Genomic DNA, 25,548 nt, shown 5'->3' on the forward strand with positions numbered 1-25,548 from the left:
GTAAGCCTCGGAAAACAAAAGCCTACACTAAGTTAGAATGGTTTGGTAACTACCGATTCACCAGGTAATTCACTTTTTCAGTGGCCTCGCAGCGAGGAGGCTCAGCTTCCTCCCCGGCGCATCGTGCGTCTGTAGCGCAATGGAACGACTTAGTTTTTACTCTTGACTATATTAAAAACATGGATAACCATCTTGAGAAAGTAGCTTTATTTAAGAGCTAAATAGAAATTGTTCGTCTTTAAAGATTAGTTATTTAGTTGTTTCCCAGCCTTACCTTCTTAATCCTGCTTATCTAATACTGGTGGGATTCGATGCTTTGTTGCTTGTTCATAGCTATAAGCCATTTCTATGAGTCTAGGTTCACTATATGCTAATCCTGAGAAAGTGATTCCCATCGGCTTTCCTTTTGAAGTATATCCCGCTGGAACAGTAACCGATGGATATCCGGCTTTTGCAGGCAGCGCACAGCCTAAATATTTCGCAAATACTAAAGCATCCAATTGATTTTCTTTCATCGTTATGTCGATTCCCTCTGTAGTAGAAAGTCTAACATCCGTTTCACGATGCTCTTTATACTTTGCATCATCTAAGTCTCCATTTAGTGTTTCACAATATTCAAGTATCGTCTGCCCATATTTAACGACGTCTGGATGCAACTTATTAAATTCAATAACCTCGCTTAATGAATGAACAGGTACTTCTTCTGAAAGTTTATGTAAGTAGTTGTCTATGCCATACTTAAATTCATGATAAAGTACAATAGAATCGAATTTTTCACGTGGAATGGTAACATCCAGCAAGACAGCCCCTTGCTTTGCTAATTCTTCCATCGCTTTTTCAAACAGAGCTACCTCTTCTTCCTCTTCTGGCAAGAAGGTTCGATCAATCCCAATTCTTTTCCCATTTAGTCCATCTTTTTTTAAAAAAGCCGTGTAGTCACTTGGCTGCCCTATACTTGTTTTTGTCACTTCATCTTTTTCATCCACACCAGCAATGATCCCTAACAGAATTGCTGCATCACGGACGGTTCTTGTCATTGGACCTGCCGTATCTTGACTGTGAGCTAGTGGGATAATTCCAGTACGGCTAACGAGACCAAGTGTAGGTTTTATTCCAACAAGCGAATTATTACTAGCAGGACTAAGAATGGATCCAGATGTTTCAGTTCCAATTCCAACCACTGCAAAATTAGCAGCAATGCTTGCGCCAGTCCCCGAGCTTGAACCCCCAACATCCCATATACCAGCCCCATATGGATTCATTACCTGCCCACCTAAAGAACTATAGCCATTGGGCATATCTAATTCCGTAATAAAATTGGCAAATTCGGAAAGATTAGCCTTTCCAATAATAACGGCTCCTGCTTCTCGAAGCTTTTTAACAATAAAAGCGTCCTCTTTAGCAAAATTATGTTTTAATGCAATGGAGCCTGCAGTTGTTGCCATCGAATCATTTGTATCAATATTGTCTTTTATAATAACAGGTATGCCATAAAGTGGTCCCACTTGATGGAGTACCTTCCTTTTTTCATCTAGCTCTGCTGCAATTTCTAATGCATCAGGGTTTATTTCCCTAATAGAGCATAATGCAGGATCAAATGATGCAATTCGATTTAAATATTGCTTGGTCAGCTCCAATGAAGTAATTGCACCAGACTCCAGGGCTTTCTGTATATCTAAAATAGTTGTTTCTTCTATATTATATGGAATGCTACTTTCTGTTTTCATGTTCCCTTCTACCCCCTTCGCCTTTTCTTTAGTATAGCCTGTTCAAATTCTCCAGAAAAGAAGAATCTACTATTTTATCAAAATATTTTGATATGATATACTTTTCCTAAAAAGGGAGCCAACAATTATGTTTCACTTTCAACTAATTACACAAGAACAAGCAGAAGAAATTGCTTATCAATGGCATTATGATGGAATTTATGGATTTTATGACATGGAGGCAGATGAAGAGGATTTAGCTGCGTTTCTTGATAGGGATCAAAGGAATGAGTCCATTTATGCTGTCACAGAAGAGAATCAACTCATCGGTTTTTTTAGTATAAACAAGGCAGATAACGATACAATCGATATTGGTCTTGGTTTAAGACCTGATTTAACTGGCCAGAAAAAAGGATCTACATTTTTAACGACTGGAATGAATTATATAAAAGAGCATTTTTCCCCTTCCTTTATTAGCTTGGCGGTTGCAACATTTAATAAGCGTGCTATCAAGGTTTATAGAAAAGTAGGATTCAAAGAAACGACTACGTTTATCCAATCGACAAATGGCGGAGAGTTTGAATTTGTGCAGATGATTTATCCTTGTTCCCCTACAACCAAAAAAAGTGTTGATTCCGTATAAAGGAAACCAACACTTTTTTAATTACTTTACATCTATCTCTAAACCTGGATAGACCAATTGAACAGGACCACTATATACATCTTTTGCTTCTTCTACTAGCTTTTCTTGATCACCATAATGGGGAAGATGGGTCAAAAAGAGCTGTTTTACCCCCGCTTGTTTTGCTAGTTTTCCGGCTTCTTCTCCTGTAAGATGCCCTTTAACGATTCCAAATTGGTCTTTATAAATACTAGCTTCACTTATTAAAATATCTGCATTCTTCGCAAAAGGAATTAGGTCATCCTTCCACTCTGTGTCTGCCGTGTAAAGAATGGTCTTTCGATTTGCTTGGATTTTCATTGCCAAGCAATATACTGGATGAGTCGTTTCACAAAAGGATATATTGAATGGTCCAATGGTAATCGATTGATCAACAGAAATTTCCCGTCCTTCGGTATAGACATCATGGGTTAGTTCATCAAATTTAGAGTCTCTTTTGTGGCCATAGATTGGGAAAGGCTCGATTCGTTTTCCAAGTTTATTCTCCACTAACATCGCATATTGGAGACAGCCGACATCAGCGATATGATCATGGTGATAATGGGAAAGGATACACGCATCTAAATCCTGTAAGTCCACATATGACTGCACCTTCGACAACACACCACTCCCACAATCTACCAATAAATGAAATTCCGCAGATTCTAATAAAAAGGCAGAGGTAGCACTTTCCTTCCCAGGGTAACCGCCATATTTTCCTAAAAAAGTAATTTTCATTGTGAATTCTCCTCCCTATGAAGTATCATCATCCATTATTACCTAGTTCGGTTAATCATATAATCTACCAAGAACTTTAAAAAGTTGGTCTTCTTTGGTAACAATTCTACTAAATCTAATGCCATACAATAATGCTCCCACATTTCCTTACGAGCACCTTCCAAACCTAAAACGGTCACAAATGTAGAGGTATCATTATCTTTGTCCATTCCAGATTTCTTTCCTAACGTTTTTTGCTCTCCTTCTACATCTAGTAAATCGTCCTTTATTTGAAAAGCAATCCCAGCATGGTAAGCATACTTCTTCAATAAATCCATCACTTCATTTGAAACACCAGCTAAGATTGCAGGCATAAGAAGCGATGCCTCAAATCCGATACCTGTTTTATAAAAACAAAGGGTATTCAGTTCTTGTAGAGTTAATTGTTTCCCTCTGGATTCTAAGTCCATCAACTGCCCTTTACACATATCAGCAGTAGCTTTCGTTGTATATCCAATAAGTTTTAATATAATCGATCCTTCAAAGGCTTGTAAAGTAGCTTGTTCCTCAATCGCTTTCTGTGTAAGAAATAGCCCCGTTAATTCTGCTGTTGCCGTATCATACACTTCATGTAAAGTCGGTCTTCCTCTTCTCATCGCCGCATTATCCTGTGATGGTAAATCGTCAAAAATAAGAGAAGCTGTATGCATATATTCTACCGATTTCAATAATGGAACGATTTGGGCATTATCCAGCTCGAATTCTTTTACCCCCATAAACCATGTAATAATCGGTCTGATTCTTTTTCCAGTACCAGCAAGACTGTAATTTGCTGCTTCGGTCACGATATCCTTCTCAAGCAGCGCATTTTCTGTGATTGGCAGCATCTTATCAATAGGTGAACGGATGGATTGAATCATTTCAGAAAACTCTTCTTGTTCTCTTCTATTTTCTTTTAAGGTGGTAATCATATGGTCACGAAGCAGCTTATCAAAAAAGTCAACATCATCTGCCTTTTCAACCATTTGCTGTAGGATTCGATTAAAGGTAGACATTCTTTTTGTGAATATCCCCATTAAATCACTATATTTCTGTTCGCCTAATTTTTCCTTTAACCGCTTTAACCCATTAATTGCCCGATCCAAAATGACTTCCTTTGTTTTGAAATCCGCTTGATAGACATCATGAATTAAATAGGAAATGACTGTCCAATACATTTCAAATGGATTTATTAAATCTTTTCTAGTTGTGTGATAGGTTAGATAATACGTATAAGGAGTTACAGCCCCGTCTTTTTTATCATCAAACATATCCGCCAAATCATCTGCTAGCTGATTATAGATACCATAATAAAAGGTTCGTTTATCATAACCTTCATCCTCAGGAGCATTCATTAACGACCGGACAATCTGTCTGGAAGCGGAAGATTTAAGGATTACTGGAATATAAATTTCTTCATTAGAATAAGTGCCATTTTTTAACTTCTTTTCCCTGTCGACCTCTTGTGAATGAAAGAAGATATAGGATTGACTTAGAAATAACTCCCAAGTCATAGAATCATGTTGAAGTCTCATGTATTCAAATGCTTCTTTTAACTCACTATGAATGAATGCAATTAGCTCTTCATTCTCTCCATGCCATCTTCCTAATTCTGGGACAATTCCTGTTTCTAAAGTTGTTCGAATTAACGTCGTATACTGTTTTTCTTCCTCTATAGATAAAATTTTCGCATCCAGTAAATCATCAATTAAAGGATACGTTATTCCATAATAAAAACCTAGTTTTATCGCTTTCTCTAATCGATACTTCCGTACTTGTTCTGATAGGTCAATGCTTCTTCTTTCTTCCAATTCATGCATTAAGACCCCTGCAAGGATTTTCAGGATTTTGCGTTGTGCGTGCTCCACACTCATTCCACTCGGGATATGTGCTGTCACTCGTTTCAGTTTTTCTAGTACAAAAATCATCGTATGCTCAACTTTTTCTTTTTTAGCAAGTTTATACAGACTAGATACACTAAAATTGTCATTCTTTGCATCTTTCTTTAATAAGTGGGTTTTCACATTGTTGACTACTTCGTCAATTCTTTCTTGCGTATGTTGTGATGAAAGTGTCTTTCCTAAATCACGCATATAAAGATACGAAATACTTCTATTCAAATAATCATCTAATTTACCTGCATAATTCAACCACTCTATATAGGGACGATACCCTTTTACAGTTGGTTTTCTTTTTTTTCGGGAAAAATAGGTTAAGATGGAAGGAGAATGAATATGGTTTATCTTCCAAGTTTGAAAGTCATTTATTAGGCTTGACACATAAGACTGATCCGTTAACTGATTTTGAAGGGCTTCAAAATACCGGACAGCCTTATGCTCTGCCGATCGATATTCTTCATTTATTGCCTCTTTTAACTTTTTATCCATAAGAACATTACCTCTGCTTTACCTTTAAGTTCATTTAATTAATCTAATATAATCGGTTATCTTCTTTATTATAACTAGAATGTTCATTATCTCCTATTAATCTATATTTTTCATTAGAAAAACTCTCCCTTTATAGAAGGAGAGTTTATAGGTTGATATATTTTCTTGTAATTTATTTTTTGTTAATTGTTGCAAGCTTGGGGGATGTTCAGAATTACTTTATTACATAAAGTCACTATTCTGTTACCTTTTTTCGGGACATAGAGATCCGTTCTCTGTTACCTTTGACCAGTGTTTTTCTTCTTTTGGGGCACTGAGATGCCCTCTCTGTTACCTTTTCTAGTTGCTTTTCTTCATTAAAGTAACAAATGGTACTTTTCTAGATTCTTCAAACGGAAGTAGCTTTCTCTTTAGCAATCGATGCATTTGACTTCGATGCATTTGCTTTTTCCATTACAGATGGCCTTGCAAGAATTAATACGGAAATAATGGTCAGACATCCTGATATAAGGAGAATCCATTGTGCTGGCACGTAATCATATAGAAAACCAAACAACAATGTACCTATTGGCATCATCGCCATAGCAAAAGTCTCTATTATGGTAAAAACTCTACCTTTATATTCATTAGCAATTTGTTTTTGCAAGAGTACCATAATCGGAATATTTATCAAAATATTCGTTGCGCCAAATAAGAACATGACAACCATGTAGTAAATAAATATTGTTGTGGGTGATAATGAAATAATAATAGGAACCGCTGCAGCTATCATTAATAAACTTGAAGAAAGTATTCCCCTTTTACTAACAGAAAACGGATGTTTAAATTCCTTTCCTAAAGTCAAGTATACAGAAAGTAAAAGAGTTCCTACAGCAAAAGCCCCTTCCACAATTCCAAATTGTATGGATGGCATGTGTAATTTCGTATTAACGATAAATGGAAAACCAACATTAAATGCTGTAAAAATAAAATTGACAATTAAGCAAAGGATAATCATCACCTTTAATAATGGTTGATGGTTGACATAGCTTAAGCCCCCTTTTAAACTTTCAAAAACCGATTCTTTCTTCTCTTGATGCTCCCGTTCTTTTTCAAAAAGGGTAAAATTCATGGTCGAATCGAGTATAACGGCAATCAATGAAGCGATAAGATAGATTGTTAAAAACACGGACATGGACACTAAGCCAAATAATATTCCACCGATAGCTGGACTTGCGATTTGCGCAATGGAAATAGCAATTTGATTTAAAGAAGATGCTTTCTGAATGCGAGTTTCATCAATTAATCCGGTTAATGATGAAGTAAAAGCATTGCTGGCAAACATAGAGGTAATGGACAGGATACAGGATGTTGTATAAATAGCAAGTAAAGATAATCCCATCGTGATGCTATAAAGTAGTAATCCGCCTATTGAAATGGTCGTAACCGTTTGAGCCGTTATAGCAATTATCTTACGAGGATACCTATCTATGATGTCCCCAGCAAAAGGAGCAACGATTGTTCTAGGTAAGATATTACATAGTATATTCACGGCAAAACTCATCGAAGAACCAGTCAAATGCAAAATATACAAACTAATAGCAAATGTGTATATTTGTGATCCAGCTGTTGCAATTAATTTACTACTGACAAATGTCCACAAGTGATATGTGGCTCTCTTTTGTAACTGATTTTCATCCAACGAAACCCCATCCTTTTTCAAAGAAGTTTAATTTAATTAAACAAATGATATCACACAAAAACTTCCCTTTCAAGAAAAAGTTTAATATAATTAAACTATCTTAATAAGGAGTGTACCATTTATGCTAGGAGAACGAATTCGTACATTAAGAAAACAAAAGAAAATGACCCTAGAGGCATTAGCTGGTGATCGATTAACAAAAGGCATGCTCAGCCAGATTGAGAATAATAAAGCTAAACCTTCTATGGAGAGTCTTGAGTATATAGCCGAGAGACTTAATGTAACTATTTCGGAATTAGTAGACAAGGTAAGTTCTACTGAAATTAGAAACATACTTAACCAAACTGAAAAACTATATGAAGGATTCAAAATTTATTTTCGAGATAAAGAAGAAACAATTGAAAGTTGCAAAAAAATTATTCATCTTATTCAACCATATATTCATATTATGAATGATAGCTATGAAGCTGCTCGTTTATTAGAAATTTATAGTCAGTGCCTATTTTGCCTATATGATGATCAGTGGGAAATTTACGCTAAAAAAGCTGCAACAATATATGATACACTTAATCTCACTGCTAACCGTGCAGAAGTTGGTATTTTCAAGGCAATTACCATTTTTCTAGAGCATCGTTATAAAGATGCTCTTCAAATATTTTTAGAAGAACGACATTTTCTAGAAAAGTCGCATTATAAAATTGACCCGATGACAAAAGTTAACTTGGATTATCATGAAGCAGCTTTCTATTCAGCAATTGGTGATTCACAGGGAACTGTTCAAGCAATCGAAAGGGCTCTAGATTACTCTAAAAAAGAAAAAATATATTTTAAAACAGATGATATATATAAACTAGCTGCTTTTGAAGCTTTATTAGGATCAGAAGAGCAAAAATTTCGTCATTATTTAAATAAACTGAAACAATTTGGTGAATTTTTAGAAGATGAAAATTATATAGAATTATGTGATGTTTTATTTGTCGAATATTTAATAAATATAGAAGGGAAATACGATAAAATCATGCCCATTATCGATAAATATGTGGAATATAATGAAGAAGGGCAGATAGCAACTGGAGATACTTGGAACATTCTCCAAAAAGGGAAAGCATTTTACTATGTACATGAATATGAAAAATCACTAAAAATTTTATTAGCCGTCACTGTGCCAGATTATTTAAACCATCCAGTAGATTTTGGAATCTATTATATTAAAGATACCTATATCGCCCTTTGCTATAAAGAGCTTAATAATATGGATAAGGCAAGGGAGCATGCTAAAATCGCGTATGACAAATTCTTGCCTATTCCGAATTCCATTTTCCGAAAATTGTGCATAGAGACCTATGAAAGTATTTTTTCCAATTAACATACTAACATAAGGAATTTCTTTGCTGTGCCTCTTTATAGCAAGGAAATTCCTTATACCAAATATCCATTATGGTCAGCAAACCGCCATAAAATGTCTAATGATAAATCCGAATATCCCCATAGAGACAAGAGATGCCTATATCACATCAATATCCAAAGATGTTAGAGTCAACGGTTTTCTTGTTACAAAAAAGAAAAACGAGTGCAATTCTTTACACCCGCTTTTCCCACCTATATCGCTAAAATCTCTTTCGTAAAATGAATATAATCAGTGAAATAGCCATCCACTTCATATTCCAATACTCGTTCTTGTTCCTCTTTTTGTGTTTTCTTATTCGTAAAATACACGTGAACTTCTTTTCCCTGCTTATGTAATTCCTTTACCACTTTCTGCGTAACATCTGTAGATTCGATTCCTATTATAGGATACTCAACCCCACTTGCTTCATTCAATGAAAAAGATCCTTTTCTAAAAAGAAGAGCTAGTTCTGTATGTGGAGCCATTTCTTTAATTTTCAATAAACTCTCTTCCGAAAAGGATTGAATGGTCACTAAGTTTTTATCGAGTAATTGGTATTCCTCTAACAACTGAATAAGCTTTTCTTCCATTGCTAATTTTCCATTAACAAGTCTTGTTTCAATATAATACCTTTGGGAATCATGAAAGGTCTCGATTATTTCCTTTAATGTTGGAATTTCTTCCGTAATGGTTTTGCCATAATCCGATTTGAATGTTTGAAAAGTCTTTATCTCTTCTAAAGTATAATCAGAGACCTTTCCCTTTCCATTTGTCGTACGGTCAATCGTTTCATCGTGCATTGCGATTAATTCGCCATCCTTTGTCATTCTTAAATCTATTTCAAGGGAATCTACTCCTGATTGGGCGGCTATTTGATAAGCGGTAATCGTGCTTTCGTTATACCATTCATTTGCCCCTCTATGTGCAATTACTCTTGGAGTGTCCTCTTTTTCTATCGCAGGCTGGGCTACGATAGATACTGCATTGTCACCGCAAGAAGTTAGAGATATGGTTAAGAAAGGAATGAGAATGAACACACTCCAGTATTTAGTCAATAGGAACAGCTCTTTCCTGTCTCATGGCTATGGCTAGTTCTGGATAGTCCGTAATAATTGCTTCCACCTTTGCATCCAGTAGTTGAGCCATTTCGTCCCCTTGATTTACTGTCCATACTCTTACTAGATCTTTTAATTCCTTCCAATCATTTAGATGATCGATTACCATATCTTTATGAAGATGCAATGCCTCTAATTCTATGCTTTTTATGTAATCAAGAGGATTAGAGATTACTTGATTTAATAACCAGGCAATCGAAGCAGATGGATCAATCGCCTTAATTCTTAATAAAGTCGGCAAATGAAAGGAAGAATACACGACCTTACGCCCATTTCCGTATTCGTTCACAAGAGCAATCGTCTTTTCTTCAATACCTTCGTATTCAAATGTATAGGTTTTAAGTTCTATATTTAGTTCAATTGGGTATGGAGCTAACAATTGCAATACTTCTTTTAAGGTTGGTACTTTTTCTAATAACCAGCTTTCTTCAAAATCAGGCAGGGAGGAAAACTTACTTCCTGCACTAAATGCCTTTATTTCCTCTAATGTATATGACCGTACAAAGCCAGTTCCATCTGTTGTCCGATTTAAAAATTCATCATGAATAACGACGATTTCGCCATCCTTTGTCATATGAACATCTAGCTCTATTCCATCTACCCCTTGTAAAATTGCTTGCTGGAAACTAAGTAGTGTATTTTCTGGATATCTACCCTTTGCCCCTCTATGTCCATATATTTTTGTTCTATTCATATCCCTTCTCCTCCTTTATAATGGAAAGAAACAGACCAACAAGTATTAAATGATTTAATCATGTTGGTCTTTCCCTATAGCTTATTTTCTTGCTCGATTTGCTTTTTCAATTGCTTCATTTAACTGTTTCACCATCGTGCTATATGTTTCCTCGACATCTCCACCGTTATATACCGTTTCAAGTGCTGTTTCACTAATACGGCGACCTTCTGGAATCATATCCATTAAGGCACCTTGCGTAGCATAAGAAGACTTAGTCGATTGTAACTGCTCCACAGTTACTTTTAGTTGTGGCATCTGTTCATAAGCATCTTTTACAACTTGTTCGTTATAAGCATCTGGATTAATCGCAAAATAACCTGTTCCAACATGCCATTTTGCTTGTACCTCTTTTGTTTGTAAGTATTTCATAAATTCCCAAGCAGCCTTTTTCTCCTCGTCACTCTTGTCTTTCATCATCCAAAGACTAGCGCCACCAATAACTACTCCTTGTCTTTCTACTGCTTCTGGGTGTGGAATAAAAGCAACGCCTACTTCAAATGGTGCATTATCAATTACATCTCTTGCACTAGCAGAAGATTGCATAAACATCGCAACATCTCCTGCAAGGAAACCTGCTACCATGTTATCTCCATTTGTTCCATAGTTAGCAAATGTTTTATCATCAATCATCTTTTTAACCCAATTAAACACAGACTTCCCTTGTTCCTCTGTAAAGCCAATCTCTGTTGGTGTTTCTGTTCGACCATTATCATTATTCATTAATAAAGCCCCTTGGTTCGCTAATAATTGCTCATATAACCAACCATATGCTTGGAGCGCAAATCCTTTCATTTCAGGGTTTGCCTTTACGATTGCCTTTCCAGCTTCTTCAACTTCTTCAAATGTTGCTGGTGCTTTCTCTGGATCTAAGCCCGCTGCCTTAAAGGCATCCTTATTGTAGTACATAACAGGTGTAGAAGAGTTAAATGGCATAGAATAAAAAGTGTCATCAATTTTATAATAGTTCGTTATATTCTCTTCTAAGCCACTCATATCATACCCATCTTCATCAACAAGTGTTTGAATTGGTTCAACAAAACCACTATTGATCATCGACTTTGTACCAATTTCAAAAACCTGCATCATTGTTGGAGCACTTTCTGTTCCTGCAACAGTATGAAATTTCGTTAATGCTTCATCATATGTACCTTGATATTCTGCATTTATTTTCACCTTATCTTGAGAGCCATTGTATTCATCCACAATCGCATTTAACGCTTCCTGTGCTGCTCCTCCCATAGAATGCCAGAAAGTAACGGTAGTTGGACCATCCTTTTCTTCTCCATTATTAGAAGATGATTCTGTATTATTGCTACATCCAACCATTAATAAAACCAATGATAGAATAAACATGCTTAGTAACTGCTTCGTTTTAGTCATTTTCCGCACACTCCCTAATTTATCTATTAGTTTTTTCCTTGAAAAATTATTTCAAAGCTCCTTCTGTTAACCCTTTCTGGAGTTTTTTCTGTCCCAAAAACAATAGAATCAGCGTTGGCAAAACAACAATAATTGCCCCTGCCATAATAACGCCCCATTCATTTAATTGTTCCTGTGACTGAAGCTGTCTAAGACCTATTTGCACAGTGCGCACACTATCATTTGTTGTCGCAAGTAACGGCCATAAATACATATTCCACGACGTTACAAACCCATACACTCCAAGCGTAATCAAACTTGTTTTCGCCATAGGTAGAACAACTGTTAAATAAAATTTAAAGTCTCCAATCCCTGCTATTTCGCTTGCCTCCTTCAACTCTTTCGGAATCTGCTTGAAGTTCTGCCGCAAGAGAAAAGTTCCAAAGGCAGTTGCGAAAAATGGAATCGTCAAACCATTATAATGATCAAGCCAGTTAAGATTCCTTATCGTTTGAAAGTTTGGAATGATAGATGCTTCAAATGGCACCATCATGGTTGCAATAAAGATAAAGAAAAGAAAATCTCTTCCTTTAAATTCCAAAAACACAAATGCATATGCTGCTAAACTAGCAAGTATTAATTGCCCCATCATAATGACGATGGATACAATGAAACTATTTAACAAATATTGCATTAAAGGAAAACGCTCAAATACTTTTAAATAGTTATCTAATGTTAATCCTGTCGGAATTAATTTTCCTGTCATAATATCTTGTGAGGACATAAAGCTCATCAAAAATGCAATAATAGCTGGCGAGAAAATAAGCAGTGCTGAAATAATTAATAATAAATAAAAGATAACTTTTCTATGAATGGGCAATGTCACTGATAATGAACCTTCCTTTCTCCAAGTTTAAATTGAATGATAGTCAGAACAAGAATAATCACAAAAAGAATAATCGCTTGAGCGCTCGCTGTTCCATATTGGTAGTTCATAAACGCCTCCTGATAAATGGAATAAACGATTAAATTTGTCTCATTCTGCGGTCCACCTCTCGTTAACATATCTACTTGGCCAAATGTTTGAAAGGCATTAATCAACGTTACAGTCAATACAAAAAATAAGGTTGGCGACAGCATTGGAATCGTAATTCGTCTTAACTTATAAAAGTAGCCTGCCCCATCAATATCAGCACTTTCATATAAGTAGGAATCGATCGATTGCAAACCACCTAATAAAATCAAGAATGTAAAGCCAACATTCATCCAAATCGTGGATACAGAAACGGAAAAGAGCGCCCAATTTGGATCAGTAAGCCAGCCAATAGGCTCAAATCCGAATGCTTTTACGATGGTATTCAGCCACCCAATCGTAGGGTGAAATAAGAACATCCAAAACACAGAAGCAGCCGCAACAGATATCCCCATCGAAGAGGAAAATACTGTTCGAAAAACACCGATACCACGAAGCTTCTCATTTGCAAGGATAGCCAGAAACAAACTGACGATAATGCTTCCTGGAACAGTATATAAGGCAAATAACAAAGTTGATTTTAAGCTTTGCAAGAAGATCGGCGATTTAAAAATTTCCAGATAATTTTCCATGCCAACAAATACGGTGGGATCCCCACGATTATCTGTTAAGAAAAAACTCAAATAAATCGTTTTCCCCAATGGATAAAATAAGAAGACACTAAATAATAGAATAGAAGGGAATAGAAATAGCATCCCTTTGAACAAATGTTGTAAACGCTGCTTCTTTTTTTCCTTTAGAAAGTCGACAGAATGCTGTACTTCCTGTTGATATGCGATTTCACTCATAGTCCAACAACCTCTTGTTCTTTCATAGCAACTGCTGGGCGAATTAATGCTCCTGATTCAGAATTAAAAAAACAAATATTCTTAGAAGACAACTGAACCGGTACTTGATCTCCAACTTGAATTCTCCATTGACCTAACCATTTCGCTGTCCACAGTTCTTTTCCCACTTCAAAGGTTAATAGCGTTTCATTCCCAAGCTGCTCTACATTCACTACTTCTAAAGTATGGCTTGTTTGTTCAGCCGTCCCTGGAAAAATATGTTCTGCTCGAATTCCCATTGTAAGATTCGGCTGAGATAATAATGGGAGTGTATCCTCTTTGTCCATCGTAATTTGCAGACCATTCTCAAGAACCAATTTTTGATCAATCAATTTTGCTTTGCTTAAATTAATTTTTGGTGAACCAATAAAGGATGCAACAAATAAATTAGCAGGCTGATTATATAAAGTAATGGGTTCGCCTATTTGCTGAATTTTCCCATCATTTAGTACCATAATGCGATCCCCCATTGTCATTGCCTCTACTTGATCATGGGTAACATAAATCATTGTTAAACCAAGCTTCTTTTGCAAGCGGCGGATTTCTATTCGCATATGTGCACGGAGCTTTGCATCTAAGTTTGAAAGGGGCTCATCCATTAAACAAATAGGAGCTTCACTTACAACAGACCTTGCTAGTGCAACACGTTGTCTTTGACCACCTGACAATTCCTTTGGCTTTCGTTTTAATAACTCCGTTAATCCCATCATCTCTACCGTTTCTTGCAGTCTTCTTTGTTGTTCCATCTTGTCTACTTTTTTGGCGTGTAAGCCGAAAAGAATATTTTGCTCCACCGTTAAATGTGGATATAATGCATAATTTTGAAAGACCATCGATAAATTACGATCCTTTGGCGGCAGGTGATTGACAACTTGATTATTCATCTTTAGTACCCCACCTGAAATTTCTTCTAGACCTGCAATCATTCGCAGTAATGTACTTTTTCCAGAGCCAGACGGTCCTACAAGGACAAAAAATTCCCCTTCTTCTATCGAAAGACTAATCTGATCAATAACGGATTTCTGCTTATCATATGATTTAGAAATGTCCTTCATTTCTACTGCTACCACTAACTAATCCCTCCCCATTTGAATTACATTTTTATTTAAACATACAAAGTCATGTTGAAAACCAAATTTACCAATCATTAACAAACACATAATAGTTGTTTGACAAACTTCAATTTTTCTTTACACTGTTTACATTATTTAAATATTCTTAAATCAAAATAAATAGGTGAGAGCACAAAAAAGCTTAGAGCTGAAAACTCTAAGCTTTTTTATAATTCCAATGTTTCATTTATGTCTGTGTCTTCTGCTTCTTGACCAGTGATCCGCTTATAGATGAAAACGACATTTTTCGTAAAGCTTCCTGTATCCCAATATTCTGCTGATTCAGCCTTTACTTTAATTAATACGATATTAGGATCATCGTATGAAGTCTGCAAGATTTTTTCATAGGCATTACTCCATAACTCTTTCTTCTTAGCAAGATCATCAACGAGTTCCGCTCTTCCTCTGATAGAAACATAGGAATTTCCTGCATAGGCGACATTCACTTCATTTTCATGCAAAATCTCTTCATACTTTTCCGTATCCTTCTTTGTCAGAAACCATAAGTCTCCATCAAATTCTACTTCTTGCGTTTTCATTGGACGAGATACAAGACCTTCTTCAGAGATTGTAGTAAGCATTGCAGTATCCACATCTTTTATTAAGTCTCTTAATGTTTCAAGTTCTTTTTGCATTATTATCACCTCTGATTGGTATATTCCCCATAAATGAAACTTTTAATCAAATGTGAGAAAGAATCTATACTAGTTTCAGCATAATATACCAAATTGCTGGAATTAATAACGATGGCAACAGATTTAATGTCTTAAAATTTTTAATACCTAATATACTTAGGCCTGAACTTAGAATAAGGATTCCGCCAATAATCGATATTTCAGCTAATAAATCTGGTGTTAGAAAGTTTGCAAGTAGGCCTGCTGTCATATAAAAAAAGCCTTGCCATAAAAATAAAACGAGAGCGGATGCCGCAATTCCGAAACCAAAGGTAGAAGCTAACACAACCGACGTAACCCCATCTAAAATTGCATTTGTAAAAAGATATGTATGATTTCCTCTTAAAGCACTTTCAATTGGACCAAGTATGGACAAAGTTCCCGCACAAAATAAGAGAATCGCTGTTGATAAGCCTTCCGCTAAATTCCCTTTTGAAAATCTTGCGACAATTCGTTTAAAACCAATTTCGATATTCAGTTTTTCTCCAATTAAGCCACCAATGGCAAGACTTACAATAAAAAGCACTGGATACTGACTATCTGGCATATATTGAACAATAGAATGAATCCCAAGAGCAGTTGCAGCTAGTCCCATTGCTTGCATTAATATATCTTGGTACTCCGCTTTGATGCCTTTTTTCAAAAGACTTCCAATCGTGCTTCCTGCTAGAATCATGAAGCAGTTAAATAGTGTCCCAATCAATTTCTCTTCTCCTCGACTTTTTATTTATTGAAATTAGCTGTCTTACAAAAACAGGATTTCATATATATAAAGTCATTTTATCTTACCCCACTACAATTAGGTAATTTTTTTAATTAGCATTCAGCTTTTTGTTCTTCTCTCTCTCTTCTCTTTCTACTTAATAGCAAGGTTAATACTAAAATAATAAATAAAGCAATAATAGAAGACCGAAAAAGTAAAATACCAAATAACACACTAAGCACGATTGCCATTCCTTTTATCCATGGAGCAGCTAATAATTTGATTGCTGCAAATAAGCCAATTAATGCATTAGCGATGAAAAAAGCATTCGCAAGTCCAACTAATTGCTCTACTGTCACGATTTTTATAAATAGCAGCACAACAAAGAAGAGATGTGTCAATACAAGAAGTGCAATTGCTTTATATGGAGCACCGTTGGAAAGTTTTTTTGTTAAAAAATGAAAAACTGGAACCGATTTTGATAAGGATGCTATCAGTCTAGCTACTCCTCCCACAACCATTAAATGTGTGGTTATACAAAGTCCTGTTGCCACAATTGTTAGTAAACCAATAGCCAATGGACCAAATAAAGGGAACATGACACCAGTTAAGCGAATTGTAAACGAACTGTTGTATGTCGTCCATTGTACAGCTGCTGATAGCACTAAATTGACAAGCAAAATGATAGCCGCACTAAAAAAAATGGCTTTTCGAATCGTCGACCTCGGATTTTTCACTTCACTGGAATAATTCCCGATAATTTCCCAGCCTACAATTGTCCAAAAAAGAAGCAACAGACTGTAACCAAAGGAATCGAAATGAAATTCAGGAAAATCCCAAGATCCACTAGGCTGGTTCAACAAAGAAAATATACTTCCACTAACTAAAATCAAAACGGCAAAGGAAGAAATAAAAAAGGATAATTTCCCAAGAAAATTCAAGCGGAGCAATAAAATCAACCCATTCATTACTAACAGGATTATTGCAATCCATTCCAATTTTATATGCTCAGAAAATAGCCAGGTCTGAATATATTCAGCAGCAGTCATCATAACTGCAACTGGCCCCATAAGTGCTGCAATCATGAGAAAGATTGAGGCAAGATTTTTTATTTCTGGTCCAAATGCAGTTTCCATTGCATTTCCCAGACCAGATTCTCCTGGAAATTGAATCATTAATTCTCCACAAACATATGCAAAGCAAATCCCAATTATAGACATGACTAACCATGCAAAAATTGCATAGTTTCCTAGATTTTCATAAATAATGGTTGGCAATAAAATAATTCCAGATCCTAATAATGGACCAATGATTAATCCACTTAAGGTTAAGGAACCTATTTTTCCGTGCTTCATTCTTTCTCCCACTCCCCAATAAAATTTATCAATTTCTTATTACCTATTGTATTTCCCTTTTTCCATTCAGTAAAATAGATATATATGATAGATACTATCGAATTTACCGATATCAGGAGGAGAAACAATGGAGATTCGTCACTTACAGACTTTTAAAGCTATTATAGAAGCAGGAGGATTTGCAAAGGCAGCCAACCAGCTTGGCTATGCTCAATCTACGATTACTTCTCATATACAGGCACTAGAAATGGACTTAGAGGGACCGCTCTTTGATCGGCTTGGGAAAACAATTGCTTTAACAGAGCTAGGTAAATCATTTCTTCCCTATGCGAATGAAATGCTTCGTTTACATAAAGGAGCAAAAGAACTTCACCAGTCTTCTATTACTAAAAAAGGAAAAATCACGATTGGAGCCTCAGAATCATTAACAGTTTATCGACTTCCAACAATAATACAGGCATACAAAGAAAAATTTCCAGATGTCCATTTATCGGTTCGCATGGGCACCTGTGAGGAGATTCAACATTTAGTTGAAATAGGAGATTTAGATATTGCCTTGCTTCTTAATTTAGAATTTAAAAAGCATCCATCATTAGAAACGATTAAAATGTTAGATGAACATATGAGCATCATATCTTCACCAGGCCATATGCAGCCTAATTCTATTCTTTATTCGGAAAGCAATTGTCCCTATCGAATGATTTTTGATAAATTTATGGAAGAAGAAAATATTATTCCCTCCTCTGTTCATGAGTTTTGGAGTATCGAAGCAATCAAGCAATGTGTTCAATGTGGATTAGGATTAGCACTTGTTCCAGAAATTACGATTCAAAATGAACTAAAGGATGGCCGTTTATCTGCACAACGTATAGATAAAAAACATGGTCAAGTTGCTTCCTTTCTTTTTTATCATAAAAGCAGATGGGTCTCTCCAATTGTGCATTATTTTATAGAAGAAGCAACAGCCTATTTTAAAAAAGAAGAAGAACAAAGGAAGAAAGAAGATGAGATGTATAAAAAAGAAGCCAGTTACTAAATCGTAATTGGCTTCTTTATCACTTACAGCTTATGCAATTGCAGTTTCTTTTTTTTGCTTATTATTTCTTCTATTGTTCCATTGCTTTTTGATATATGGCATTGCATAACGGTCTAGACCAAATTTACCTGCGTTTGCACCTGCTACGATAACGAATATTGCTAATAGAATCATTTGTCCATTTGTGCTTACTGTTCCACTAAATAAGAAGGCAAAGTTCATGACCATTCCCATCAATGTTGCAAAGCTTGTGAATAAACCTAGGATTAGTGCGATCCCTACTAGAACTTCTCCCCATTGAACCATGAAACTGAATAAATCCGCATTTGGGAGTGCTATATGTTCTAGAAATGTTGCCCACCATCCTTGTACTGCTGGGTGATCACCTGTGCTATTTGCAATTGCCCCTTGTAAAAATCCACTTGCGTCAAAGCCACCACTTGTAATTTTTTCATAGCCTGCATGGATAAATTGATAACCAAGATAAATTCTAAATATCGCTAAAATTCCGGCAACCACTTTATTATTTCTTAATAAGTCTAACATTTTACTCCATCTCCTTAAGATTAGTTATCTGATTATATTGTTCACTATTTCACATTTTTACAAGATCTTGTTTGTTTCTTACTACACTTATATAATATCACCATTTCCAACGTAATAAAGATGTTTGTGATTTAATTCACATTCAGTTCACAAAGTTATGTCTGATTGGTGAACTATTTACATTAATATCACTTCCTATAGGGAAACATGATTCATTTACCATTTCCTAACACGTAAAAAAAGGGTACTGAAAAGTTAACAGCACCCTTTTCTGATATTCTGTTTATAACTCATCATACTTAAAGTATGGAAAATAACTTGGTTTCTTTTGCCCACTTAAATCTTGTGTACATACCCCCACAAAGGTTCCTGTGAAGCGGATATAATCTGCATCATCATCCGACAAATGACTAATATCGATTTTACTGCCGATATCCTTCCATTCACTGTCTCCTTCTGCATAAGCAAACTGTAGCCATTGATGATTGACTTTTGCCTTTAACTTAATCTCCCCAATGGATTTTAACGAGATATCTTGATCCAATAGTTCATCATAAACGCCATGTTTGGATTCAATTATTCCGATACACTTTCCTAACGTTTCATGTGTCGTAATTCGGAGGTACACATAATCATCAGTATCATAATAAAAAATTAATCCAGCCATTTGTTGAAAGTTTTCTGGTGTATAATCAACAGCTGTTTCCACTTCCGCTGTGAAAGTCTCTAGTCTGCGCGCAAGCAGGCTTTGATGATGAAGAGAACTCATTGATTCCCCACCTTTTAAAGTTAAATATCCTGGTCGTTCCGTTAAGGAAAGCCATTCTTCACTAAATATTCTTCTTAAAGAGTTCCAGTACTTCTTTAAAGAATGACCTTGGAAATCATCATAGTTGCTCTCTTTTTCAAAAGGATGTGGCTTTAAATGAGGCGCCTCCACAATGGTCGATGGATTTGGTCCTCCTACAACGCGCAGCCAGTCATCTTCCGTCCAATAACATTTTTGGATCGCCGTTTCTCTCCCCAGTGTACATTTTTTATCAACTACTGGTCTTCCGCATAGATGTGCCATATACCACTCACCATTTTGTGTTTCCACTAAACTTCCATGACCTGCTTTTTGTAGTTGATTCTTATCGTCTTCGTTTGAAGTTAAAATTGGATTGGTTGGATCAATTTCGTATGGCCCGAATAAAGAGGTTGATCTAGCTACTGTTGCCGCATGCGTATACCAAGTTCCCCCTTCAGCTGTCACTAAATAGTAGAAGCCATTTCGCTTATATAAATGAGGCGCCTCTGTTAAACCAATCTCTGAGCCTTTAAAGATGTTGTGAATCGGCCCAACTAATCTTTTTTCTTCTACTGAATATTCTTGTAGCGCAATTCCAGCAAATGAATTGGTCCCTTTACGAAAATCCCAAATCATATTAAGTAACCACTTTCTACCATCCTCATCATGAAATAAGGATGGATCAAAACCACTGCTATTAAGGTAAACCGGCTCAGACCATGGTCCTTCCACATTTTCAGCTGTCACTAAATAGTTATGAGTATCCTTAAAAGCTCCCACTCTACTTTTCACATCTGTATAGATTAAATAAAACAAGCCATCTGAATAACTCAAACATGGTGCCCACACACCACCTGAATTGACATTCCCAATCATATTTAATTGGGATTCCCTTGTTAATGGATATGTTAGCAGTCGCCAATTAATCATGTCTTTTGAATGATAAATCTGTACGCCTGGAAACCATTCAAAAGTAGAGACAGCTAGATAATAGTCATCTTCGACTCTTAAAATAGAAGGATCAGGATGATAACCTGGCAAGACTGGATTGATTATTTTACTCATTTTATTACCCCTTTTCTTATAGATTCGTACATTCTTCAGATAATTGGAAAGGAATCTACAAATCTAGTACATTCCTTTCCCAATTAGATGTGTCTTTTCATAAAACATAGACAGTGTGTCAAAATTAGTTCGCGCTTCTAGCTTTTAAATCACTAATAATGCGAGGATAAATTTTATCTAATCGGTAGAATAGCATTAAGATAATTAATAGAACAGTAATGGCCATTGGAATGTAGATAAATAGGGATTGAATGGAAAGTAATGCTGCACTTGATTGCGTACCTCCACCACCAACATATCCACCAAAAGCTAATACCCATCCTATAACAGCGGTACCTAATCCACTACCGATTTTGATACCCATACTTCCTCCACTATATACCATACCTTCATTTCGAATTCCTGTTTTCCATTCCCCATACTCAATCGTATCACCTAGCATCGCAAACATGCTTCCATTAATTGGTGCTTTTCCAATTCCTCTAATAATAGTACCGGTTACAATTAAAGCTATATTGGTAATATCAATTAACATGATGAGATAACCAATTAACGTAATCGCTTCCCCAACAATAATGGCATTTCTTTTACCAAATCTTTTCGTAATTGGTGCTACAATGACCATTCCCAAAAGAATAAAAACAGTATAAGCTGTTGTAACAAGTCCAACTAGAAGGGTGTTATCTAAAATATACTGTGCAAAATAAATTACTGCACCAGAGTTTAAAGCATTGAAGATATAGGTCATAAAGATGAAAATTGTCACTAGAGCCCAATACTTATTTTTACCTAGTGTTCTTATGCTATCTTTCAGTTTTACAGGATTTTGTTGTTGTTCTTTGCTAGCCGGCTTTACTCTTTCTGTTGTTGATTTGAAACAAAAGTAGAAAAGACTGCTTCCAATTGATCCGAAAATAAGGAATGTTATAATCCAACCAAATTGGCCTCCACCAAAGGCATTTGCAAGTGGAAGGGTTAAATTACTAACAATAAGCGATCCGATTAATGCAAGACTCATCCGGAATACATTTAAAACAGATCTCTGATATTGATCTTGTGTGATTAAGGAATTTAACGTTCCATACGGTACATTTAAGCCTGTATAAACAAGACAAACTAAATTATAGGTAATCGTAATATAAACAACTTGCCAGACAGTGCTAACATTAGGAACGGTAAATAATAATACTGCAGAAATTGCAAATGGAATAGCTAACCATAATAACCATGGCCTTGCTTTACCATGCTTCGATTTCGTCTTATCAATGACATAGCCCATCAGTACATCTGTCACACCGTCAAACACGCGGGAGAATAACATGATGGATCCGATAATTCCTGCTGCAATGCCAATGACATCTGTAAAATAATAGACGATAAAAATACTCATTGCTTGCCAAATGAAATTACTAGCTAAGTCACCAGAACCATAACCAATTCTTTCTACTAAACTTATTTTTTCTCCGGCTGGTGTTGCTTGTGTCGGCGTAACCTCTTCCCTTTGTAAATTCGACGACATCTTAATTCCTCCAATCGTTTAATTTTGTTTACGCTTACAACTAATCAAAAATAAAACTAACATGTTAACAAAAGGCACCATTAATCCTTTCGCTTTCTTACCAATTTTATCTGGAGAAAGAACCTGCTTCTTTCGCTAACGCCTTCTTTCCTGCCTCCAATACTTCAATAATTCGGTCGACATCGTACACACTTCCTCGCCAAGTACCGCCACTAACTGCTTGTAATGCTGCCCAAAGCCTTGTATCATCTGGCAAATCCGGGTGTGGTTTAAGATCTGGATGAACTTCTCGTGTTTCTAAAACATGTGTTGCTTCTTCTTTTGATAATCGCTGATCTCCTGTGCCAATAAAATCAACAGATCCTACCAAGTTTTCACAATCAACCATAATTTCGATTAAGTCTCCATCACGAAGCTTTCCGATTGGTCCATCGCTCAATGCTTCTGGACCAATATGCCCGATACAGGCCCCTGTTGAAACACCTGAAAAACGAGCGTCAGTTATTAGGGACACATATTTGCCAAAAGGTAAATATTTCAATGCCGAAGTTAATTGATAGGTTTCTTCCATCCCTGTTCCAGATGGTCCTCCACCCATTACAACCATTACATCTCCTGCTTTTATTCCACCAGTTTTTATCGCAGTAATAGCAGATTTCTCAGATGTAAATACCTTTGCTACTCCTGTATGTCTATAGATTCCATCTTCTCCTACTACCGATCGATCGATAGAAGTTGATTTGATAACAGATCCTTCAGGAGCAATATTCCCTTTTGGAAAAGTAATTGTAGAAGTAAGCCCTCTTGCTTTTGCTGTGTCTGGATCCATAATTACTTGGTCAGGATTGACTCCATCTGCTTCTAATAAACGTTTTCTTAATAGCGCTCTCCGTTCGGATTTTTCCCACCAATCTAAGTTTTCTCCTAAAGTCTGGCCAGTAACGGTAAGGACATCTTCGTGTAAAAGTCCTAATTTTCGCAAATGAAGCATCACTTCTGGTACACCTCCAGCAAGAAAAACACGTACTGTTGGATGATGATCTGGTCCATTAGGCAAAACACTTACTAAACGTGGAGTTTTGCGATTAATTCTTGCCCAATCATCAACTGTAGGTATTTTACATTTAGCAGCATATGCAAGTGCTGGAATATGTAATAAAAGATTGGTTGATCCACCAAATGCAGCGTGAAGAACCATTGCATTTTCGATTGCTTTATCTGTAATAATATCCTTTGTTGTAATATGATTCTTTTCCATTTCTAAAACTGCTCTTGCTGACTGCCTTGCCATTTCCGCCCAAATCTTTTGTCCAGATGGAGCAAGTGCGGAATGTGTGATGGCAATGCCTAATGCTTCTGCAATTACTTGAGAAGTTGCAGCAGTACCAAGAAATTGACAGCCTCCTCCTGGTGTAGCACATGCCAAACAGCCAAGCTCTGCAGCTTCTTTCAAGGTAATTTCTTTATTGGCAAATCGTGCACCAATTGTTTGGATTTTCCCTGCATCTTCCCCGATTGTTGGAGGCAAAGTAACGCCACCAGGCACAATGATGGTTGGTAGATCATGCATAGAACTAAGCGCAATCATCATGGCAGGAAGTCCCTTATCGCAGGTCGCAACGCCTATTACTGCTTCTCTAGTTGGCAATGAACGGATTAAACGTCGATAAACAATTGCTGCATCGTTTCGATAGGGAAAAGAATCAAACATCCCTAGTGTTCCTTGAGAACGACCGTCACAAGGGTCACTAACAAATCCAGCAAAAGGAACCCCTTTATGCACTCGAATTTCTTCTGCTGCCTCTGCCATTAAAATATCCACTTCCCAATGCCCTGTATGATACCCTAATGCAATTGGCTCTCCATTATGATCCCGTATACCGCCTTTTGTGCCTAGAATCAGGACTTCTGTTCCTAATAGATCTTTCGGTTTCCATCCCATTCCTACATTTTGACTAAGTCCGAATAAATCCCCACTTGGCGAATCCTCCAGCATTTGTGCAGTAAGTGGCAGTGTCCCAGTCGGCCCCTTCGCATTCGTTCTTACTTCATAAAGGGATTTATTCTCGTTTTCAAAAATAAAAGGTAATGTCATAACTTTATCCCTCCATCTTGTGTTTGTTTAGTAAACAAATAATCATTCCAAAAAGAAAAATTTGACCTTCTATTATACTAGTTGTGCCTGTTGCAAAATTTCTTTCACTTGCTGTTTCTTTTCTGCGCTTAGTGTTTTGGTAGGAGGCAAAACCTCTGTTGTAATATCCATACCACATAATTTGGATGCTTCCTTCACTACATTTACAAACGGGCTATCAATTTTATATAGTTGTGGCAAAATGGATAATTGTTTTTGGAAAGAAACTGCTTTTTCTAAATCTCCTGCTAAAAAGGCATTGTATATACCAACCGATAATTGTGGAGCAAAATTTGCACTAGCTGATATTGCTCCGTCTCCACCTAGCAGTAATGTATTAAATAGATGATCATCAAACCCGCAAAATACGGAGAAATTAGGATTAACCTTTTTGACCTTATCAATCATTTCGCGAATATGGCCGATAGAATCAATCGTTTCTTTAATGCCAACTATATTTTTATGCTTTAAAACAAGCTCTCTTACAAAATCAGGTGTTAAATCCTGTCCTGTTAGCGTTGGAAAATTATAAAGTAGAACCGGTAACTTTACAGATTTCGCAATGTCACTGAAGTATGTATGTAAATTCTCTTCGGTCAAATTCCAGTAATATGGATTAATGGCCACAATTCCATCTGCACCTATTTGTTCCGCATGTTGACTGAGCAGGAGTGCCTCCCTAGTATTCGTACTGCCAATTCCAATTAACACAGGAACTCTTTTGTCAACATACTTAACAGCAAACTCAGCTATTGCTTTTCTTTCCTCTATAAACATTTGCGAAAATTCTCCACCAGTACCTAAAAAGAATAAACCGTTTACTTTTTCCTCTATTAGTTTGTCAATTAATAACATCATTTCTTCTTCTTTCAGATTTCCTTCTTTATCAACAATACTTGAAACTGGCGGAATAATTCCCTTAAAGTGATTTAATTCGGACATATTTCCCTCTTCCCCTTCGTTTGT

At 36.2% G+C, this 25,548-nt stretch carries 21 protein-coding genes; 3 read left to right on the top strand and 18 right to left on the bottom strand.

From position 1 onward, the window contains the following. Positions 1-278: 278 nt before the first annotated feature. On the bottom strand, positions 279-1,727 hold the full coding sequence (locus ACTNDN_RS09490; RefSeq protein ID WP_035416588.1) for an amidase family protein: 1,449 nt from the start codon (positions 1,725-1,727) through the stop codon (positions 279-281). Positions 1,728-1,851: 124 nt separating this feature from the next. On the opposite strand from ACTNDN_RS09490, the gene ACTNDN_RS09495 reads away from it, so the two are divergent. After that, positions 1,852-2,349 (top strand): GNAT family N-acetyltransferase, encoded by a 498-nt coding sequence (locus ACTNDN_RS09495; RefSeq protein WP_441131174.1) that lies wholly within the window; start codon positions 1,852-1,854, stop codon positions 2,347-2,349. A 21-nt stretch (positions 2,350-2,370) separates the two neighbouring features. On the opposite strand, the gene ACTNDN_RS09500 is transcribed toward ACTNDN_RS09495, so the two are convergent. The 3 genes from ACTNDN_RS09500 to ACTNDN_RS09510 all read right to left on the bottom strand — a co-directional run bounded on the left by ACTNDN_RS09500 (position 2,371) and on the right by ACTNDN_RS09510 (position 7,191). Then, entirely contained in the window at positions 2,371-3,105 is a 735-nt protein-coding gene (locus ACTNDN_RS09500; RefSeq protein ID WP_349205170.1) for an MBL fold metallo-hydrolase, read from the bottom strand. Positions 3,106-3,143: 38 nt separating this feature from the next. Beyond that, positions 3,144-5,510 carry a polyprenyl synthetase family protein gene (locus tag ACTNDN_RS09505; protein WP_441131152.1) on the bottom strand — a complete coding sequence of 789 codons (2,367 nt, stop codon included), beginning with the start codon at positions 5,508-5,510 and terminating at the stop codon, positions 3,144-3,146. A 388-nt stretch (positions 5,511-5,898) separates the two neighbouring features. Beyond that, the gene (locus ACTNDN_RS09510) at positions 5,899-7,191 is read right to left on the bottom strand and encodes an MFS transporter (RefSeq protein ID WP_441131153.1); all 1,293 of its coding nucleotides are present in this window, start codon (positions 7,189-7,191) and stop codon (positions 5,899-5,901) included. 121 nt (positions 7,192-7,312) lie between these two features. On the opposite strand from ACTNDN_RS09510, the gene ACTNDN_RS09515 reads away from it, so the two are divergent. Then, positions 7,313-8,557: a helix-turn-helix domain-containing protein gene (locus ACTNDN_RS09515; RefSeq protein ID WP_441131154.1), complete on the top strand. Its 1,245-nt coding sequence runs from the start codon at positions 7,313-7,315 to the stop codon at positions 8,555-8,557. Positions 8,558-8,790: 233 nt separating this feature from the next. Here the strand turns inward: ACTNDN_RS09515 and ACTNDN_RS09520 are convergent, their stop codons facing one another. The 9 genes from ACTNDN_RS09520 to ACTNDN_RS09560 form a co-directional block, all read right to left on the bottom strand. Next, entirely contained in the window at positions 8,791-9,633 is an 843-nt protein-coding gene (locus ACTNDN_RS09520) for a glycerophosphodiester phosphodiesterase (protein WP_441131155.1), read from the bottom strand. Next, positions 9,626-10,387, bottom strand: a complete 762-nt coding sequence (locus ACTNDN_RS09525) for a glycerophosphodiester phosphodiesterase (protein WP_031539586.1) — start codon at positions 10,385-10,387, stop codon at positions 9,626-9,628. The genes ACTNDN_RS09520 and ACTNDN_RS09525 overlap by 8 nt, the downstream gene beginning before the upstream one ends. Before the next feature lie 81 nt (positions 10,388-10,468). Next, positions 10,469-11,809 carry an ABC transporter substrate-binding protein gene (locus ACTNDN_RS09530; protein ID WP_235252400.1) on the bottom strand — a complete coding sequence of 447 codons (1,341 nt, stop codon included), beginning with the start codon at positions 11,807-11,809 and terminating at the stop codon, positions 10,469-10,471. A 46-nt stretch (positions 11,810-11,855) separates the two neighbouring features. Next, positions 11,856-12,674 (bottom strand): carbohydrate ABC transporter permease, encoded by an 819-nt coding sequence (locus ACTNDN_RS09535; RefSeq protein ID WP_441131156.1) that lies wholly within the window; start codon positions 12,672-12,674, stop codon positions 11,856-11,858. After that, complete coding sequence (locus ACTNDN_RS09540; protein ID WP_048719180.1) at positions 12,671-13,609, bottom strand: carbohydrate ABC transporter permease; 939 nt, start codon at positions 13,607-13,609, stop codon at positions 12,671-12,673. Before ACTNDN_RS09540 ends, ACTNDN_RS09535 begins: the two co-directional genes overlap by 4 nt. Further along, positions 13,606-14,718 carry an ABC transporter ATP-binding protein gene (locus tag ACTNDN_RS09545; RefSeq protein WP_109769431.1) on the bottom strand — a complete coding sequence of 371 codons (1,113 nt, stop codon included), beginning with the start codon at positions 14,716-14,718 and terminating at the stop codon, positions 13,606-13,608. The genes ACTNDN_RS09540 and ACTNDN_RS09545 overlap by 4 nt, the downstream gene beginning before the upstream one ends. A 209-nt stretch (positions 14,719-14,927) precedes the next feature. Next, positions 14,928-15,395 (bottom strand): pyridoxamine 5'-phosphate oxidase family protein, encoded by a 468-nt coding sequence (locus tag ACTNDN_RS09550; protein ID WP_441131157.1) that lies wholly within the window; start codon positions 15,393-15,395, stop codon positions 14,928-14,930. Positions 15,396-15,459: 64 nt separating this feature from the next. Further along, positions 15,460-16,137: a DUF554 domain-containing protein gene (locus tag ACTNDN_RS09555; RefSeq protein ID WP_235252399.1), complete on the bottom strand. Its 678-nt coding sequence runs from the start codon at positions 16,135-16,137 to the stop codon at positions 15,460-15,462. Positions 16,138-16,250: 113 nt separating this feature from the next. Then, positions 16,251-17,492: an APC family permease gene (locus ACTNDN_RS09560; RefSeq protein ID WP_441131158.1), complete on the bottom strand. Its 1,242-nt coding sequence runs from the start codon at positions 17,490-17,492 to the stop codon at positions 16,251-16,253. A gap of 127 nt (positions 17,493-17,619) precedes the next feature. Here ACTNDN_RS09560 and ACTNDN_RS09565 point away from each other — a divergent pair, with 127 nt between their 5' ends. Beyond that, complete coding sequence (locus ACTNDN_RS09565; RefSeq protein ID WP_235252821.1) at positions 17,620-18,528, top strand: LysR family transcriptional regulator; 909 nt, start codon at positions 17,620-17,622, stop codon at positions 18,526-18,528. A gap of 30 nt (positions 18,529-18,558) precedes the next feature. Here the strand turns inward: ACTNDN_RS09565 and ACTNDN_RS09570 are convergent, their stop codons facing one another. From ACTNDN_RS09570 to ACTNDN_RS09590, 5 genes are all read right to left on the bottom strand, one after another. Continuing rightward, the gene (locus ACTNDN_RS09570; protein WP_031539602.1) at positions 18,559-19,074 is read right to left on the bottom strand and encodes a DoxX family protein; all 516 of its coding nucleotides are present in this window, start codon (positions 19,072-19,074) and stop codon (positions 18,559-18,561) included. Positions 19,075-19,357: 283 nt separating this feature from the next. Then, on the bottom strand, positions 19,358-20,929 hold the full coding sequence (locus tag ACTNDN_RS09575) for a glycoside hydrolase family 43 protein (protein WP_441131159.1): 1,572 nt from the start codon (positions 20,927-20,929) through the stop codon (positions 19,358-19,360). A 124-nt stretch (positions 20,930-21,053) separates the two neighbouring features. Beyond that, a complete protein-coding gene (locus ACTNDN_RS09580) occupies positions 21,054-22,448 on the bottom strand; it encodes an MFS transporter (RefSeq protein WP_441131160.1) in 1,395 nt (464 codons plus the stop codon). A 106-nt stretch (positions 22,449-22,554) separates the two neighbouring features. Continuing rightward, positions 22,555-24,543 (bottom strand): YjhG/YagF family D-xylonate dehydratase, encoded by a 1,989-nt coding sequence (locus ACTNDN_RS09585; RefSeq protein WP_441131161.1) that lies wholly within the window; start codon positions 24,541-24,543, stop codon positions 22,555-22,557. A gap of 72 nt (positions 24,544-24,615) precedes the next feature. Continuing rightward, the gene (locus ACTNDN_RS09590) at positions 24,616-25,524 is read right to left on the bottom strand and encodes a dihydrodipicolinate synthase family protein (RefSeq protein ID WP_031538825.1); all 909 of its coding nucleotides are present in this window, start codon (positions 25,522-25,524) and stop codon (positions 24,616-24,618) included. Positions 25,525-25,548 lie beyond the last annotated feature (24 nt).

Source organism: Niallia sp. HCP3S3_B10, assembly GCF_052064465.1.
Lineage (GTDB): Bacteria > Bacillota > Bacilli > Bacillales > Cytobacillaceae > Niallia > Niallia hominis.